Origin of the sequence: Nocardia sp. NPDC005746 (assembly GCF_040630785.1) — a bacterium.
Classification (GTDB): Bacteria; Actinomycetota; Actinomycetes; order Mycobacteriales; family Mycobacteriaceae; genus Nocardia.
The window spans coordinates 79,287-96,010 of sequence record NZ_JBEXYE010000023.1 but is presented as its reverse complement, the minus strand read 5'-3'; the positions used below and the strand labels follow the sequence as shown (position 1 = coordinate 96,010).

13 protein-coding genes are annotated in these 16,724 nt (G+C 69.8%); all 13 read left to right on the top strand.

Annotated elements, in window-relative coordinates; all coding sequences use genetic code 11:
• Positions 1-416 precede the first annotated feature (416 nt).
• Complete coding sequence (locus ABZ412_RS31405; RefSeq protein WP_357287473.1) at positions 417-2,174, top strand: penicillin-binding protein 2; 1,758 nt, start codon at positions 417-419, stop codon at positions 2,172-2,174.
• Between the two features lie 140 nt (positions 2,175-2,314).
• Positions 2,315-4,000 carry a UDP-N-acetylmuramoyl-L-alanyl-D-glutamate--2,6-diaminopimelate ligase gene (locus ABZ412_RS31400; RefSeq protein WP_357287442.1) on the top strand — a complete coding sequence of 562 codons (1,686 nt, stop codon included), beginning with the start codon at positions 2,315-2,317 and terminating at the stop codon, positions 3,998-4,000.
• Positions 3,997-5,481, top strand: coding sequence for a UDP-N-acetylmuramoyl-tripeptide--D-alanyl-D-alanine ligase (murF, locus tag ABZ412_RS31395; RefSeq protein WP_357287440.1), 1,485 nt, complete (start codon positions 3,997-3,999; stop codon positions 5,479-5,481). The genes ABZ412_RS31400 and murF overlap by 4 nt, the downstream gene beginning before the upstream one ends.
• Positions 5,478-6,554: a phospho-N-acetylmuramoyl-pentapeptide-transferase gene (gene mraY / locus ABZ412_RS31390; protein WP_357287437.1), complete on the top strand. Its 1,077-nt coding sequence runs from the start codon at positions 5,478-5,480 to the stop codon at positions 6,552-6,554. Before murF ends, mraY begins: the two co-directional genes overlap by 4 nt.
• A gap of 49 nt (positions 6,555-6,603) precedes the next feature.
• The gene (gene murD, locus ABZ412_RS31385) at positions 6,604-8,046 is read left to right on the top strand and encodes a UDP-N-acetylmuramoyl-L-alanine--D-glutamate ligase (protein WP_357287470.1); all 1,443 of its coding nucleotides are present in this window, start codon (positions 6,604-6,606) and stop codon (positions 8,044-8,046) included.
• Between the two features lie 68 nt (positions 8,047-8,114).
• Positions 8,115-9,614 carry a putative lipid II flippase FtsW gene (gene ftsW, locus ABZ412_RS31380; RefSeq protein WP_357287467.1) on the top strand — a complete coding sequence of 500 codons (1,500 nt, stop codon included), beginning with the start codon at positions 8,115-8,117 and terminating at the stop codon, positions 9,612-9,614.
• Between the two features lie 77 nt (positions 9,615-9,691).
• The gene (gene murC / locus ABZ412_RS31375; RefSeq protein ID WP_357287464.1) at positions 9,692-11,137 is read left to right on the top strand and encodes a UDP-N-acetylmuramate--L-alanine ligase; all 1,446 of its coding nucleotides are present in this window, start codon (positions 9,692-9,694) and stop codon (positions 11,135-11,137) included.
• A gap of 6 nt (positions 11,138-11,143) precedes the next feature.
• Positions 11,144-12,007, top strand: coding sequence for an FtsQ-type POTRA domain-containing protein (locus tag ABZ412_RS31370; RefSeq protein WP_357287434.1), 864 nt, complete (start codon positions 11,144-11,146; stop codon positions 12,005-12,007).
• Between the two features lie 322 nt (positions 12,008-12,329).
• Positions 12,330-13,589 carry a cell division protein FtsZ gene (gene ftsZ, locus ABZ412_RS31365; RefSeq protein WP_357287431.1) on the top strand — a complete coding sequence of 420 codons (1,260 nt, stop codon included), beginning with the start codon at positions 12,330-12,332 and terminating at the stop codon, positions 13,587-13,589.
• 125 nt (positions 13,590-13,714) lie between these two features.
• Complete coding sequence (pgeF, locus tag ABZ412_RS31360) at positions 13,715-14,455, top strand: peptidoglycan editing factor PgeF (RefSeq protein WP_357287428.1); 741 nt, start codon at positions 13,715-13,717, stop codon at positions 14,453-14,455.
• Complete coding sequence (locus tag ABZ412_RS31355) at positions 14,452-15,225, top strand: YggS family pyridoxal phosphate-dependent enzyme (protein ID WP_357287425.1); 774 nt, start codon at positions 14,452-14,454, stop codon at positions 15,223-15,225. The genes pgeF and ABZ412_RS31355 overlap by 4 nt, the downstream gene beginning before the upstream one ends.
• 104 nt (positions 15,226-15,329) lie before the next feature.
• Positions 15,330-16,124: a cell division protein SepF gene (gene sepF, locus ABZ412_RS31350; RefSeq protein WP_357287422.1), complete on the top strand. Its 795-nt coding sequence runs from the start codon at positions 15,330-15,332 to the stop codon at positions 16,122-16,124.
• A gap of 227 nt (positions 16,125-16,351) precedes the next feature.
• The gene (locus ABZ412_RS31345; RefSeq protein ID WP_213560475.1) at positions 16,352-16,654 is read left to right on the top strand and encodes a YggT family protein; all 303 of its coding nucleotides are present in this window, start codon (positions 16,352-16,354) and stop codon (positions 16,652-16,654) included.
• The last annotated feature ends 70 nt before the right edge of the window (positions 16,655-16,724 follow it).

Here is a 16,724-nt window from a genome sequence, read left to right as displayed (position 1 = left end):
TACCCCCCCCCCCCCCCTAACCCTCTTCCCCCCCCCCCCGACCTCCCTATCCCCCCCGGGCCTCGTCGGCCGGCCGCGCGCCCAGCGCGCGCCGCGGAACGACTCCGGTCGAGTCGGTCCGCGGCGCGGCCGTGTCCGGCCCCGACGGGTACCGGGCCGGTGTGGCCCTGCCCGGAGGTCGCTGGGAGTCGGGCGACGCGAACGATCGGGGCTGGTCGATGAGCCCTACCCGCGCGGGGCGCGGGCGTGAGTCCGGCCGGGGGCGTTCCGATTCCGGCCGGGGGCGCGCCGCCGTCGCACGGGCGAAGTCCGGGTCGGGCCGCGCGGGCTCGGGGCCGGGCCGGCAGTTCAGACCGCGGCCGGCTCCGGGACTGGATTCGAGTACGCGGTTCCGGTTCGGAGTGGGCCGGCTGGTGATGCTGGTGGCGATTGTCGTGGCCGCCATCCAATTGCTGTGGGTACAGAGCATTTCCGCGCCGAAGCTCTCCGCGGAGGCGGCCAGTCAGCGGACCGTGAAGCTGGCCGATCCCGCCACCCGGGGGCCGATCACCGACCGCTACGGGAAGTCGCTGGCGTTCACCATCGCCGCCAAGGCGTTGACCTTCCAGCCGGTGCGGGTCCGCAAGGATCTGGCCGACGAGCGCGAGAAGCAGCCGAAGACCGCTCCGGATCCGGACGACCGGCTCGCCGCCATCGCCAAATACCTGCACGAGAAGCTGGGTAAGGAAGCTCCCCAGAAGGACATCCTGGCCAAGCTGAAGAGCGACGAGCCGTTCGTCTATCTGGTGCGCAATGTGGATCCGCGGATCGCCGCCGACATCACGCTGAAGTTCCCGGAGGTCGGGCTCGAACGCCAGGACATGCGTGAGTACCCGGGTGGCGCGCTGGCCGCCAATGTGATCGGCGCGACCGGCTGGGACGGGCACGGGCAGATCGGCCTGGAGTCCTCGATGGACGCCCTGCTGGCCGGTTCGGACGGCTCGATGACCTACGACCGCGGCTCCGACGGCGCGGTGATCCCTGGGTCCTGGCGTGACCGCCAGCCCGCGGTGAACGGTTTCGGCGTGGAGCTGACCCTGGACTCGGATCTGCAGTACTACGTGCAGCAGCAGGTGCAGCAGGCCAAGGAGTTGTCGGGCGCGGGCGCGGCCTCGGCGGTGGTGCTGGACGTGCACACCGGCCAGGTGCTGGCCATGGCCAATGACAACACCTTCAATCCCGCGATGGGACCGCGCTTCTGGTCCACCACCGATCTGGGCAATCCGTCGGTGCAGGAGGTGTTCGAGCCCGGCTCGGTGAACAAGATCGTCACCGCGGCCTCGGCCATCGAGTACGGCCTCACCAACCCCGATGAGGTGCTCCAGGTTCCGGGCAGCATCTTCATGGGCGGGGTCACCGTGCACGACGCCTGGGAGCACGGCGTCGCCCCCTATACGACCACCGGCGTCTTCGGGAAGTCCTCGAACGTGGGCACGCTGATGCTGGCGCAGCGGGTCGGTGAGGACCGCTACTTCGACATGCTCAAGAAGTTCGGCCTGGGTCAGCGCACCGGCGTCGGTCTGCCCGGCGAGAGCAGCGGCGTGGTGCCCGCGCGTGACCAGTGGTCGGGCTCCACCTTCGCCAACCTGCCCATCGGCCAGGGTCTTTCGATGACGACCCTGCAGATGACCGGCATGTATCAGGCCATCGCCAACAACGGCGTGCGGATTCCGCCGCGCATCGTGAAGGCCAAGATCGCCCCGGACGGCGCGCGCACCGAGGAGGAGCCGCCGGAGGGCGTGAAGGTGGTGAGCCCGCAGACCGCCAAGACCCTGCAGCAGATGTTCCAGGCCGTGGTGCAGAAGGATCCGCGCGGCACCCAGTCCGGCACCGGCGGCCCGGCCTCGATCGAGGGCTATCAGATCGCCGGCAAGACCGGCACCGCGCAGCAGATCGATCCCAAGTGCCGCTGCTACTCCAGCGACCGCTACTGGATCACCTTCGCGGGCATGGCCCCCGCCGACAATCCGCGCTACGTGATCGGCATGATGCTCGACGCGCCCATGCGCAGCTCGGACGGCAGCGGCGGCGGGTCGGCCGCGCCCCTGTTCCACAGCATCGCGTCGTGGCTGCTGCAGCGGGACCGGATCCCGCCGTCACCGCCCGCCAAACAGCTGATTCTGCAGGCGAGTTAGAGCAGGGAACGGATGGTCCTGACGCACGCCGCCGCCGATACCACTACCGGCGGGTGACCGAACTGCGCCGTGCCGATCGCACGGCAATCGAACACAGGTAACCTGACACGTCGATCCGGTCGTCCGGATCTTTTCTACATATGAAACCCGCCCGTGAGAGGAGCTTCGTGCCCGCGCAGTCCAGCCCGCAGGTGTTCCGGCCCGCCGCACCGGCGGCGACCAGCTTGCGCACGGTCTCGGAGCTGACGGGCGCGACGCCCGCCGGGTCCGCGGCAGGTTTGCAGGACATCCAGGTCACGGGTATCGAGCAGCGGTCGAACGCGGTGCTGCCGGGAGATCTGTTCGCCGGTCTGGCCGGTGGGCATTCCCATGGCGCGCGCTACGCCGCCGACGCGGTGGCGCGCGGCGCGGTCGCGGTCCTCACCGATCCGGCGGGCGCGGAGCTGATCGGCGAGATCGCCGTCCCCGTGCTGGTGCACGACGCGCCGCGCACGATTCTCGGCGAGTTGTCCTCGGCCCTTTACGGTGATCCGTCTCGCAAACTGCGCATCATCGGTATCACCGGCACCTCCGGCAAGACCACCACCTCCTATCTGGTGGAGGCCGGGCTCGCCGCGTCGGGGCTGCGCACCGCGCTGATCGGCACCATCGAGACCCGCGTCGGCGGGGTCCGGGTGCCCTCGGCGCTCACCACCCCCGAGGCCCCGCAGCTGCACGCCATGTTCGCGGTCATGGTCGAGCAGGGCGTGGACGCCGTGGTGATGGAGGTGTCGAGCCACGCGCTGGCGCTGGGCCGGGTGGACGGGGTGAGCTTCGCGGTCGGCGCGTTCACCAACCTGTCCCAGGACCATCTCGACTTCCACGCCGACTTCGAGGACTACTTCGCGGCCAAGCGCCGCCTGTTCCTTCCCGACGGCCCGGACACCGCCGCCGCGTCGCGCCCCTCGGTGGCCGCGCGCACCGCGGTGATCTGCGTGGACGACGAGTGGGGGCAGCGCCTGGCGGGCGACGTATCGGACTGCCTGGCAGCCGAATCCGGTGATACCACCGGCCGCTTGCGCACGGTGGCGACCCGCGCGGGCGCGCCCGCCGACTGGACCGCGGGCGCGGCGACCGCCGGGACCGGCGGCACCCAGGAATTCACCGCGTCGGGGCCGGGCGTCGATGTGGATGTGCGGCTGCGGCTTCCGGGCGCGTACAACATCGCCAACGGGCTGCTGGCGGTCGCGGTCTGCGCGGCGGCGGGCGCCGATATCGAGACTTCCGCAGCGGCGCTCGGCGAGGTCGACGTGCCGGGCCGCATGCAGCGGGTGGATAGGGGTCAGGAGTTTCTGGCCGTGGTGGACTACGCGCACAAGCCCGCCGCGATCGAATCGGTCGTGGCCACCCTGCGCACGTGGTTGGCCGACCGCCCCCGCCTCCCCGGGGCTGGGACGGGACGTCTGGCCGTAGTGGTGGGCGCGGGCGGTGATCGCGATGCCGGCAAGCGGCCCCTCATGGGTGCGGCGGCGGCGCGCGGCAGCGACCTGGCCATCATTACCGACGACAATCCGCGCAGCGAGGACCCGGCCGCCATCCGCGCCGCGGTGCTCGCCGGGGCCGAACAGGTGCCGGACGCGGAACGCGGTGAGGTCCGGGAAGTCGGGGACCGGGCGGCCGCGATCCAAGCCGCCGTGAACTGGGCGCGGCCCGGGGACGCGGTGCTGGTCGCGGGCAAGGGACATGAGACAGGGCAGGAGATTGCAGGCGTGAAGCAGCCGTTCGACGACCGTGAGGTACTCGCGGCCGCCCTGTCGGAAAAGACGAGGGACCTGACGCATTCATGATCGAGATGACTTTGCGGGAGATCGCGGAGGTCGTGGGCGGCACGCTGCACGACGTCGCGGATCCCGAGGCGAAGGTCACCGGCTCGGCCGAATTCGACTCGCGCCGAATCGGTTCCGGTGACCTGTTCCTGGCGCTGCCGGGTGAGCGCTCCGACGGCCACGACTTCGCGGCGCGGGCCGTCGCGCAGGGCGCGGTCGCGGTGCTGGCCGCCCGGCCGGTCGGGGTGCCCGCCATCGTGGTGGAGCCCCGCCCCGGGAACACCCGTGCCATCGCACTGGCCCACGACACCGACGGCTCCGGCGCGGCGGTGCTGGACGCGCTGGCCGCGCTGGCCCGCGCCAGCGTGGACCGGCTGGTGCAGGCCGGGAGCCTGACCGTGGTCGGGGTGACCGGCTCGTCCGGCAAGACCTCCACCAAGGATCTGATCGCGGCCGTGCTCGCGCCGCTGGGATCCGTTGTGGCCCCGCCCGGTTCGTTCAACAACGAGCTCGGCCACCCGTGGACGGCGCTGCGCGCCGACGCGCGGACCCGGTTCCTGGTGCTGGAGCTGTCGGCTCGCGGCCCGGGACACATCAAGGCGCTCACCGAGATCGCTCCGCCCGGTGTCGGCGTGGTGCTGAATGTCGGCACCGCGCACCTGGGTGAGTTCGGCAGCCGAGAGGTGATCGCGCAGACCAAGGGCGAACTGGTCGAGGCGCTTCCGGCCTCCGGGCTGGCGGTGCTGAACGCCGACGACCACCTGGTCGCGAAGATGGCCGGCCGCACCGCCGCCCGGGTGGTGACCGTGGGCCTGGCGTCCTCGGCCGACGTGCGCGCCGCCGACGTCGTGCTCGACGAGCAGGCGCGCGCCCGATTCACGCTGCACGCCAACGGCGAATCGGTCGATGTTCAGCTGGCCGTGTCCGGCGAGCACCAGGTCGGCAACGCCCTGTCCGCCGCCGCGGTCGCCCTCGACCAGGGCGCGGATCTCGCGACCGTCGCGGCGGCGCTGGCCGGCGCGGCCGCCGTCTCGGCCCGCCGCATGGACGTGCGCACCCGCGCCGACGGCGTCACCGTCGTCAACGACTCCTACAACGCCAACCCGGATTCGGTCCGTGCCGCGCTCAAGGCGCTGGTCACCATGTCCCGTGCCGGGGCCGAGCCGCGGCCCAGCTGGGCGGTGCTCGGCGAAATGGGTGAACTGGGCGAGGAATCCGTTCTCGAACACGATAAGATCGGCCGCCTGGTGGTGCGCCTGGACGTGGACCGGCTGATCGTGGTCGGTCAGGGTCGTCCGGTGCGCGCCATGTTCCAGGGCGCCGTGCAGGAGGGCTCGTGGGGTGAGGAAGCCATCCACGTGCCCGATATCGACTCGGCCATCGCGCTGCTCGACGAAGAACTCGAGCCGGGCGCGGTGGTGCTGGTGAAGGCATCCAAGTCCGTCGGTCTGTGGACCGTCGCCGAACACCTGATCGGTGCGGAGCAGGAGGCCGCTCGATGACCCAGATTCTCTTGTCGGCCGCGATCGCGCTGGCCGTTTCGATTCTGCTCACCCCCGTGGTGATCCGCTATTTCGCCAAACAGGGCTTCGGCCAGGAGATCCGGGTCGACGGCCCGGAGAGCCACAAGGCCAAGCGCGGCACCCCGACCATGGGTGGCGTCGCCATCATCATCGGCATGTGGGCCGGTTACCTGGGCTCGCACCTGATCTCCATGACCTACGGCGAGCCGGGCCCCTCGGCCTCGGGCCTGCTGGTCATGGGCCTGGCCACCGCGCTGGGTTTCGTCGGCTTCACCGACGACCTGATCAAGCTGCGCAAGCAGCGCAACCTGGGTCTGACCGCCGCCGGGAAGTACATCGGCCAGCTCACCTCGGCGGTGGTGTTCGGTGTCCTGGCCTTGCAGTTCAAGAACATTCACGGCCTGACCCCCGGCGACAAGCGGCTGTCCTACACCCGCGACATCAACACGCTGTCGATGAGCGTGGTGGTGTTCCTGGCGTTCGTCTGCCTCATCGTGGTGGCCTGGTCCAACGCGGTGAACCTGACCGACGGCCTGGACGGTCTGGCCGCGGGCTCGATGAGCCTGGTGCTGGGCGCGTACATGATCATCACCTTCTGGCAGTGGCGTAACTCCTGCTCCGCGCACGCGGTGGCGGGCTGCTACCAGGTGCGTGATCCGCTCGACCTGGCGCTGGTGTGCGCGGCGGGCGGTGCGGCGTGTATCGGCTTCCTGTGGTGGAACGCCGCGCCCGCCAAGATCTTCATGGGCGACACCGGTTCGCTGATGCTGGGCGGCCTGCTCGCGGGCCTGTCCATCACCACCCGCACCGAGCTGCTGATGGTCGTCATCGGCGCGCTGTTCGTGGCCGAGACCACCTCGGTGGTGCTGCAGGTGGCGGTGTTCCGCGCGACCCGCAATCGCCTGTTCAAGATGGCACCGTTCCATCACCATTTCGAGCTGAGCGGGTGGGCCGAGACCTCGGTGATCATCCGGTTCTGGTTGCTGGCCGGTATGGCCTCGGCGATCGGACTGGGCCTGTTCTACAGCGAATACCTCTCTGCGGCAGGGTGAGACAGCAATGGCCGAACATTCTCCGAGGGTCCTGCGGTCGCCGGGGCCCATGCTCGAATTCCTGCGTGGCCGTGAGGTTCTGGTCGCCGGGTGGGGTGTCTCCGGGCGGTCGCTGATCGAACCGCTGCGCGATATCGGTGCGCGGCCGGTAGTCACCGACAGCGGCGCCAAGGCGCTGGCCGAGGCCGCCGAACTGGGTCTGGGCACCGCCACCAGCGCGGATCTGCTGGAACCGGATGCGCTGCGCCGCTTCGCGCTGGTCATCACCAGCCCGGGCTGGCGGCCGGATTCGCCGGTGCTGGCGTCCGCGGTGACCGAGGGCATCCCGGTGTGGGGCGACGTCGAGTTCGCGTGGTGGGTGGATCAGGCCCGGATCTACGGTCCGGTCCGCAAGTGGCTGGTGATCACCGGCACCAACGGCAAGACCACCACCACCCAGATGACGCACTCGATCCTGCGCGCCGCCGGCATCCCGTCGGTGGCCTGCGGCAATATCGGGCTGCCCATCCTGGACGCGCTGCGCCGCAATCCCGGCCCGCAGATCCTGGCCGTGGAACTGTCCTCGTTCCAGCTGCACTGGGCTCCGTCGGTCCGCCCCGAGGCCGGGGTGGTGCTGAATGTGGCCGAGGATCACCTGGATTGGCACGGCGGCCTGGACGCCTACGCCGCCGCCAAGGCGCGCGCGCTGACCGGCCGGGTCGGCGTGGTCGGCCTCGACGATCAGGTGGCCGCGGCGCTGGCCCGGAAGTCCAAGGCGCGCCGCACCGTCGGCTTCCGCATCGGCGTGCCCGCCGACGGCGAGCTGGGCGTGGTGGACGGCAAACTGCTCGACCGCGCCTTCACCAAGGCCGCCATCCTGGCCGAGACCGGCGACATCAGCCCGCAGGGTCCGGCGGGCGTGGCCGACGCGCTGGCCGCGGCCGCGCTCACCCGGTCCATCGACGTGGCCCCGCAGTTCGTCAAGGAGGGCCTGCAGGAGCATCGGGTCGGCCCGCACCGGGCGGCCTTCGTGCGCGAGTTGTCGGGCGTGGAGTTCGTCGACGACTCCAAGGCCACCAACCCGCATGCCGCGCGTTCGTCGATCCTGGCCCACCCCAACGTGATCTGGGTGGCCGGCGGTCAGCTGAAGGGCGCGGGCGTGGAGGACCTCATCGAGGAGTGCCGCGAACACCTGGTCGCGGCCGTGCTGTTCGGGCAGGACGCGGCCGTGATCGCGGCCGCACTCGCGCGACACGCCCCCGATGTCCCGGTGGTGGAGCTGAATTCGGGGGACGATGCTCGAATGGGTGACCCCTTCACCGAGATCGAGCCCGAAGCGGTGATGGCGCGCGCGGTCCGTGTGGCGGCCGGTTTCGCCCATCGCGGCGATACCGTGCTGCTGGCTCCGGCCGCGGCATCCCTGGACATGTTCGCCGACTACACGCACCGCGGTCGCAGTTTCGCGGCCGCCGTGCAGGCCCTGGACGAGAAGGACATCGGGAGAACAGAGTGACAGCGGCGACACCGCGGCGGGCCGCGCCAGGAGGTGAGCGGCGGGTCGGGAACAAGGGCCCACAGCGTCTGCGAACCGGATGGTTCGTTGCGTGGCTGGCCCGCCCGCTGGCGTCGTTCCACCTGGTGGTGGCGATCGCGGTACTGCTCACCGTGCTCGGCCTGGTCATGGTGCTCTCGGCCTCCAGCGTGGAGTCCTACGCCGGTGGCGGCTCGGCCTATTCGCTGTTCTTCACCCAGGCGGTGCTGGCCGCGGTCGGCGCGGTGCTGTTCTATATCGCGCTGCGCATCCCCATGCGGGTGATGCGGCAGCTGTCGTTCCCGGTGTTCGCGCTGTCGGTGGTGATGCTGGTGCTGGTGCTGATTCCCGGCGTCGGCACCAAGGTGCAGGGCTCGCAGCGCTGGTTCGACCTGGGCGTGGTGTCGGTGCAGCCCTCGGAGATCGCGAAAGTGACGCTGGTGGTGTGGGGTTCGCACCTGCTGGCGTCGCGGCAGTCCGAGAAGGCCGGGTACAAGGACATTCTCATGCCGCTGGTGCCGGCCGGACTGCTGGTCTGTCTGCTGGTGGTGCTCGAACCGAACCTGTCCACCACCATCGCGCTGGGCATCGTGCTGACCTCGCTGCTGTGGTTCGGTGGGCTGCCGCTGCGCATGTTCGTCACCATCGCGGTGTCGGGTGTGGTGGCGGCCACCATCCTCGCGCTGTCGGCCGGGTATCGCTCGGACCGCATGCGCGCCTTCTTCAATCCGGGCGACGATCCGCAGGGCATCGGCTACCAGGCCCGCCAGGCCATGTATTCCCTTGCCGACGGCGGCATCTGGGGGCGCGGCCTGGGCCAGTCGCGCGCCAAGTGGAGCTATCTGCCCAACGCGCACAACGACTTCATCTTCGCCATCATCGGCGAGGAACTCGGCTTCCTCGGCTGCGCGCTGGTGCTCGGGCTGTTCGCGCTGTTCGTGTACACGGGCCTGCGGATCGCCTCGCGGTCGGTGGATCCGTTCATCCGGCTGCTGACCGCCTCGGCCACCACCTGGATCACCGGGCAGGCGCTGATCAATGTCGGCTACGTGGTGGGTTTGCTGCCGGTGACCGGTCTGCAGCTGCCGCTGGTCTCCGCGGGCGGCTCCTCGCTGGCGATCACCCTGTTCATGTTCGGCATCATCGCCAATGCCGCCCGGCACGAGCCGGAGGCGGTGGCGGCGCTGCACGCCGGGCAGGACGGCCGGTTCAGCCGTCTGTTGCGGCTGCCCAAACCCGATATCTACTCGCCCGCCCGGGCCGCGCGCGCCCGCGCCAAGTCCAAGGCGACCGGTAAATCCAAGGCGACCGGTAAGCCCAAACCGACCGGTAAGCCCAAAGCGAACGCGAAGGTGAAGTCCGCGCCGCAGAAACGCGCGCTACCCTCGGGGCGGGGCCGGGGCGGCTCGGCGGAATCATCCTCGCGGCGGTCGGTAGATTCGGATTCGGCCCGGCGCACCAGCCGCTCCACGGAATCGTGGCGCAGCACCCGGGCCTGGGAGCCCAACTATCCGATGAAACACGCCAGGGAACGGGGTAATTCGAGGTGACAGTGGAGCGGCCGGACAGTGATGTGGGTACCGCGGAAGCTCACACCGATCTACCCGAGCATCTGCGGCGCGTGCACATGATCGGCATCGGTGGTGCCGGTATGTCCGGTATCGCCCGAATTCTCCTGTCGCGCGGCGGCATGGTGTCCGGTTCCGACGCCAAGGAGAGCCGCGGCGTGCTGGCCCTGCGGGCGCGCGGCGCGCAGGTGCGCATCGGCCACGACGCCTCGGCGCTGGACCTGCTGCCCGGCGGGCCCACCGCGGTGGTGACCACCTACGCCGCCATCCCCAAGACCAATCCCGAGCTGGTGGAAGCCCATAAGCGCGGGGTGCCGGTGCTGCTGCGCCCGGCGGTGCTGGCCTCGCTCATGCAGGGGCACAAGACGCTGCTGGTGTCGGGCACCCACGGCAAGACCTCCACCACCTCCATGCTGGTGGTGGCATTGCAGCACTGCGGACTCGACCCGTCCTTCGCGGTCGGCGGCGAGCTCAACGAGGCGGGCACCAACGCCCACCACGGCACCGGCGGCATCTTTGTGGCCGAGGCCGACGAGAGCGACGGCTCGCTGCTGCAGTACGCCCCCGACGTCGCGGTGGTCACCAATATCGAATCCGACCACCTGGACTACTTCGGCACCGACGAGGCCTACGTGCAGGTCTTCGACGACTTCGTGGACCGGCTCGAACCGGGCGGCCGCCTGGTGGTGTGCCTGGACGATCCGGGTTCGCTCGGCTTGGCGCAGCGCTCGGCGGCCCGGCTGGCCGAGGACCCGCGCGGGATTCAGGTGATCGGTTACGGCTCCGGCGATTTCGCCGAGCTCGGGCTGACGGTCGGCGCGCGGTTGCTCTCGTGGGAGCCGCGCGACGTCGGCGGCGTCGTGGTGTTCCAGCTCTCCGACGAGTCCGCGCCGCGCACCCTGCGGCTGTCGGTGCCGGGCCGGCACATGGCGCTCAACGCGCTCGGCGCGCTGCTGGCCGCCCGTGCCACCGGCGCCGATCTGGGCGAAATCATCCAGGGGCTGGAGGGTTTCGGCGGTGTGCACCGCCGCTTCCAGCTCACCGGGCGCGAGAACGGCGTGCGCGTCTTCGACGACTACGCCCACCACCCGACCGAGGTGCGCGCGGTGCTCTCCGCGGCGGCCGAACTGGTCGCGCAGGAGGCGCGCGACGGCGCGCGGTCGCGGCCGGGGAGGGTGATCGTGGTGTTCCAGCCCCACTTGTACAGCCGCACCGCCACTTTCGCGACCGAGTTCGGGGCGGCGCTGTCGCTGGCCGACGAGGTCGTGGTGCTCGACGTGTACGGCGCGCGGGAGGAGCCGCTGCCGGGTGTGAACGGCGCGCTGGTCGCGAGCGCGGTCACCAAACCCGTGCACTATCAGCCGGATATGTCGCGGGTCGGCAAGCAGGTGGGCGCGCTGGCGCGGCCCGGCGACGTGGTGATCACCATGGGCGCGGGCGATGTGACCATGCTGGGCAGCCAGATTCTGGACGGGCTGCGCGCACGACCCTCGCACGGGCGGTGAGCGCCGATGGGCTCGGGTGGGGGAGAGCTGGAGCGGCCGGTTCCGGCCGTGGACGACGCCTACGACACGGCCGCGGCCGATAGCGGTACGCGCGGTACCGATTCCGCCGAACCGGCCACCGACGACCCCGGGTCCGCCGAACGCGCGGCGGCTCGCCGGGCCCGGCTCAGACGCGGCCGGGAGTCGCGGATCGCCATCGCCTGGCGGTCGCGTGGGGTACGGATCGGGTTACTCGCGGGTGTGGTGGCCCTGATCGCGCTCGGACTGGTCGCCTGGTTCACTCCCATGCTGTCGGTGCGCACGGTCGAGGTCGACGGACTGGCCGCGGTGCCGGAAGAGCAGGTGCGGCAAGCCTTGCAGGTGCCCGACGGCCTGTCCATCCTGCGGCTCGACACCGACACCCTGGCCGAACAGGTGTCCCGGCTGCCCAAGGTCCGCTCGGTCCGGGTGCAGCGGGTATTCCCGTCCACGGTCCGGGTGACGGTCACCGAGCGAACCCCGGTGTTGTATTTCGACAGTCCCGACGGCGCCCATCTGCTCGATTGCGACAGCGTGGAATTCGCCATCGAGCCGCCGGGCCTCGGGGTGCCCAAACTGGTGACCGAGCATCCGGGCGGAACGGACCCGGTGACCAAGGCGGCGGTGGCCGTGATGGCCGCCATTCCGATTCCGCTGCGCGATCAGGTCGGCGTGGGAGCGGTTGTGGCCCGCTCGGTTTCGGATATTGCCCTGGAGTTGCGTGACGGTCGCACGGTGCTGTGGGGCGGAACCGTGGATTCCTCGCGCAAGGCCGCGGTGGTCGGACCCCTGCTTTCCCAGCCGGGCAAGGTATTCGATGTTTCGAGTCCGAATCTGGTCACGGTAAAGTGAGCGATACCCATTGGGCCGCCGAAATTTTCGGTGGTTTGCCGGAAGGGCACCGTCGGTTCCGATCCAGGACCGAAGGGCAACCGTCCACGATACGATGCTCGGGTGGGTCGGACGAGGCGAATCACACAAGATTCTGACTCTCGTTTCGGCGCGCCTGCGCCCGTAACGCGGTGGCTGCGAATACCGTTCGGCACCAGTCGGATACTTGACATAACGCTGAAGCTATGGTTGAGGGTTTATCGGACCGAGACCATTGCGTCGTTATATGTCGAGTAACCGAAGACGACACAAGCTGTTTCAGATCGAAGGAAGGCGAGAGCCCATGACGCCCCCGCACAACTACCTTGCTGTGATCAAGGTCGTCGGTATCGGCGGCGGCGGCGTGAACGCCGTCAACCGGATGATCGAGCAGGGACTCAAGGGAGTCGAGTTCATCGCGGTCAACACCGACGCGCAGGCGTTGTTGATGTCGGACGCCGATGTGAAACTCGATGTCGGCCGTGAACTCACCCGCGGTCTCGGCGCCGGCGCCGATCCGGAGGTCGGCCGCAAGGCCGCCGAGGACCACAAGGACGAGATCGAGGAAGTCCTCAAGGGCGCCGACATGGTCTTCGTGACCGCCGGCGAGGGCGGCGGCACGGGCACCGGCGGCGCGCCCGTGGTGGCCTCCATCGCCCGCAAGCTCGGCGCGCTCACCATCGGTGTCGTCACCCGGCCGTTCTCGTTCGAGGGCAAGCGCCGCAGCAACCAGGCCGAGGCGGGCATCCAGGCCCTGCGCGAGTCCTGCGACACCCTCATCGTCATCCCCAACGACCGCCTGCTGCAGCTCGGCGACGCCGCGGTGAGCCTGATGGACGCGTTCCGCTCCGCGGACGAGGTGCTGCTCAACGGTGTTCAGGGCATCACCGACCTGATCACCACCCCGGGTCTGATCAATGTCGACTTCGCCGACGTCAAGTCGGTCATGTCCGGCGCGGGCTCGGCGCTCATGGGCATCGGCTCCGCGCGCGGCGAGGGCCGCTCGGTGAAGGCGGCCGAGGCGGCGATCAACTCGCCGCTGCTGGAAGCCAGCATGGACGGCGCGCACGGCGTGCTGCTCTCCATCGCGGGCGGTTCGGATCTGGGCCTGTTCGAGATCAACGAGGCGGCCTCGCTGGTGCAGGAGGCCGCGCACATCGAGGCCAACATCATCTTCGGAACGGTGATCGACGACTCGCTCGGCGACGAGGTCCGGGTCACGGTGATCGCCGCGGGCTTCGACGGCAGCGGGCCCGCGCGCCGCATCGAACCCGCGGTCAGCCGGTTCCCCGGCACCCAGTCGAGCACCGCGAGCGCGAGCGCCGGAAGCGTCAGCCGCAGTTCCGAATACACCCCGGCCCGCGCGGTCGAGCCCGCCCCGGCCGCGCGCCCGGAGCCCGCGCCCGTCGCGCAGCCGATCGCCGAACGCGGTCCGGCCCCGTCCTACAGCGCGCCCCGGCCCGTGGTGGACCCGACGGTGGCGAGCAACAACCGCGGCCACATCCAGCCGCCGGACACCGACGAGTACGAGGTCGACGTGCCGGACTTCATGCGCCGCGGCTGACCCCGGCCGCTGTCACGGAACGCGATTCGAACGCGCCCGCCCGAGAGGGTGGGCGCGTTCGTGTTTCCGGCCGCGATAGCTGTCTGATTCCGGGTTGCCCCGCAGTGGCTACTACCCTCGGTGGCATGACTTCAGCGGCACCTGTTTTCCGGACCAGACGGGTTGTGACGACGCGGGCGGGCGGATTCTCGCAAGCGCCCTACGACTCGTTCAATCTGGGCGACCACGTCGGTGATGATCCGGAGGCGGTGCGGCGCAATCGGGTTCGGCTCGCGGAGAGCATCGGGCTGACGCCGGACCGGCTGGTGTGGATGGAGCAGATCCACGGCCGCACTGTCGAGATCGTGGACGGTCCGCGCACCGAGCCGGTGCCCGCCACGGACGCTCTGGTCACCACCCAGCGAAACCTGGCGCTGGTGGTGCTCACCGCCGACTGCGTGCCGATCCTGTTGTCCGACGACGAGGCCGGGGTGATCGCGGCCGTGCACGCGGGCCGGATCGGCGCCCGCATCGGGATCGTGCCGCGGGTGCTCGAGGCCATGGTGTCGGTCGGCGCGAAGCCGGAGCGGATCGGGGCCTTCCTCGGCCCGGCCGCCAGCGGCCGCCAGTACGAGGTGCCCGCGGCCATGCGCGCCGATGTCGAGGCGCATCTGCCGGGCAGCGCGACCACCACCGTCAAGGGCACGCCCGGCCTGGACCTGCGCGCCGGCATCCGGCGGCAGCTCGAGGCCGCCGGCGTCGGCGCCGTCGCGATGGACCCGCGGTGCACCATCGAGGACAAGACCTTGTTCTCCCACCGCCGCGGCGCGCCGACGGGCCGACTCGCCGGTGTGATTTGGATGTCACCCGAGGGGGTTTCAGAATGACCGAAAGTTTCACCGCCGCAGCGGGATCCGATGCGGCGCACGTCACGTCCGGCGGAGGTCGCGTCGCCGAGCTCGACACGGCTCTGTCGGCACTCATCGAGCGAATCGACGCAGCGTGCGCGGCCGCGGGCCGCGAACCCGGGTCGGTGCGGCTGCTACCGGTGACCAAGTTCTTCCCCGCCTCGGATATCGAGATCCTCTATGACCTGGGCCGCCGGGAGTTCGGGGAATCCCGCGAACAGGAGGCCGCGGGCAAGGTGGCGCAGCTCGGACACCTGTCGCAGATACGTTGGGAGTTCATCGGACGGCTCCAGCGCAACAAGGCGAAAGCCGTTGCACGCTGGGCGGATACGGTCTACTCGGTGGACAGCGAGCGGCTCGCGAGCGCACTCGGGGCCGGTGCGCGGGCCGCGCTGGACGAGGGCGCGCGTTCGGCCCCCTTGCGCGTGCTGTTGCAGGTGTCCCTGGACGCCGATCCGGCCCGCGGCGGCGTTCGCGACGACACGCTGCGCGCGCTCGCCGATCAGGTCGCGGCGTCGGAATCGCTGCAGCTCGCGGGCCTGATGGCGATCCCGCCGCTGGATGTGGAGCCCGACGCGGCCTTCGAGCAACTGGCCCGCATCCACTCGGTACTAACGATTGTTCATCCCGATGCGACAGAACTGTCGGCGGGCATGTCCGGCGACTTGGAGTCGGCCATCCGCCATGGCAGTACGTGCGTGCGTGTCGGTACTGCGCTTATGGGCGCGCGACCGATAACCTCGGCGTAGCAAAGAAACCTCACCAGTCACATTTGAAACATATGCTTGGTGACAGACGAGGACTGAGCAGGACAACACCCCAGGCCAACCGGGGCCGAAGGAAGGTCGACCAGATGAGCACGCTGCACAAGTTCAAGGCGTACTTCGGGATGGTTCCGCTCGAGGATTACGAAGACGATTACGTCGACGACCGCGGAGCCGCCCGGAGCGCCGATGAGCGTGGCCAGCGTCGTCCCCGGCCCTACGCCGAACGCGAGCGTGACTACGACCGATACGGCGAGGACCGTTACGACGACGAGCCGGCTTACGAGCCGTCGTACAAGGCCCCCTACAAGCCCGCCTACAGCACCTCCCGTCGCGACGACTACGCCGACGAGCTGCGTGAGCGCGAGCGCGATCACCGCGAGCGGGACCGCTACGACGCCGACGCCCGCTACGACGCCCCGCGTCGCCCCACCCGCATCGACACCGCGCCGTCCAGCCGCACCCGGTCCATGGGCGGCGGTGCGAGCACCCGCGGCGCGCTGGCGATGGACACCGACGCCGAGCGGCGCATCGAGGAGCTGCGGGAGCAGGAGCGCCGCATCGAGGCGGCCCGCCGTCCCCAGATCTTCGAGGACGGAGGCACCTTGTCCAAGATCACCACGCTGCGCCCGCGCACCTACGCCGAGGCCGCCATCATCGGTGAGCGCTTCCGGGACGGCACCCCGGTGATCATGGACCTGGTCGAGATGAGCAACTCCGACGCCCGCCGCCTGGTGGACTTCGCCGCCGGTCTGGCCTTCGCCCTGCGTGGCTCGTTCGACAAGGTGGCCACCAAGGTGTTCCTGCTCTCGCCCGCCGACGTCGACGTCTCCGCCGAGGAACGCCGCCGCATCGCCGAGAACGGCTTCTACAACCAGAAGTAGCCAGCTGCCGCTGCCGTGGGGAACGGCGGCGTCAGCCGGTGCCGGCGCACACCGCGCCGAACACGCACGGCGGCAGCGCAACGCGCCGCGTCCAGGGGGATGCGACCTAGGGTCGCGGGGGAGTCATGGGGGAGAGTCTTGCGGCCATGCCGTGTCAGCGCCGGATGTGACCGGCACGATCCGTGTTTCTGTTTTGCCGATGACGGTTTGTCGGGCAGAGTGGTGCGGTGGCCTTGTTCCAGGTGTTGAACCTCCTGCTGTTCCTCTTCTGGCTGCTGCTGATCAGCCGAGTCATCGTCGAGTTCATCCGCAGCTTCGCGCGCGACTGGCGGCCGACCGGCTTCGTCGTGGTCATCCTCGAGGTGATCTTCACGATCACCGACCCCCCGGTGAAACTTCTGAGGCGTTTGATACCCCCAGTGAATCTTGGGGGAATTCGGCTCGATCTGTCGATTATGGTCTTGCTGTTTATCGTGTTCATCCTCATGTCGATCACGGGCCAGATAGGGCAGTCGGTAGCTCAGGTGTGACAGAATGAGCCGAAAGAATGCTTGCCCAGATCTACCGCTAGATCTCCATACGAAGCGTGAAGGGATCGTT

Excerpts from the sequence above, each read along its gene's own strand:
- ABZ412_RS31405 (WP_357287473.1), top strand. The coding sequence starts at position 417 with ATGCTGGTGGCGATTGTCGTGGCCGCCATCCAATTGCTGTGGGTACAG.
- murF (WP_357287440.1), top strand. The coding sequence starts at position 3,997 with ATGATCGAGATGACTTTGCGGGAGATCGCGGAGGTCGTGGGCGGCACG.
- murD (WP_357287470.1), top strand. The coding sequence starts at position 6,604 with ATGCTCGAATTCCTGCGTGGCCGTGAGGTTCTGGTCGCCGGGTGGGGT.
- sepF (WP_357287422.1), top strand. The coding sequence starts at position 15,330 with ATGAGCACGCTGCACAAGTTCAAGGCGTACTTCGGGATGGTTCCGCTC.
- pgeF (WP_357287428.1), top strand. The coding sequence starts at position 13,715 with ATGACTTCAGCGGCACCTGTTTTCCGGACCAGACGGGTTGTGACGACG.
- ABZ412_RS31355 (WP_357287425.1), top strand. The coding sequence starts at position 14,452 with ATGACCGAAAGTTTCACCGCCGCAGCGGGATCCGATGCGGCGCACGTC.
- ftsZ (WP_357287431.1), top strand. The coding sequence starts at position 12,330 with ATGACGCCCCCGCACAACTACCTTGCTGTGATCAAGGTCGTCGGTATC.
- ABZ412_RS31370 (WP_357287434.1), top strand. The coding sequence starts at position 11,144 with ATGGGCTCGGGTGGGGGAGAGCTGGAGCGGCCGGTTCCGGCCGTGGAC.
- ABZ412_RS31400 (WP_357287442.1), top strand. The coding sequence starts at position 2,315 with ATGAAACCCGCCCGTGAGAGGAGCTTCGTGCCCGCGCAGTCCAGCCCG.
- murC (WP_357287464.1), top strand. The coding sequence starts at position 9,692 with ATGATCGGCATCGGTGGTGCCGGTATGTCCGGTATCGCCCGAATTCTC.
- mraY (WP_357287437.1), top strand. The coding sequence starts at position 5,478 with ATGACCCAGATTCTCTTGTCGGCCGCGATCGCGCTGGCCGTTTCGATT.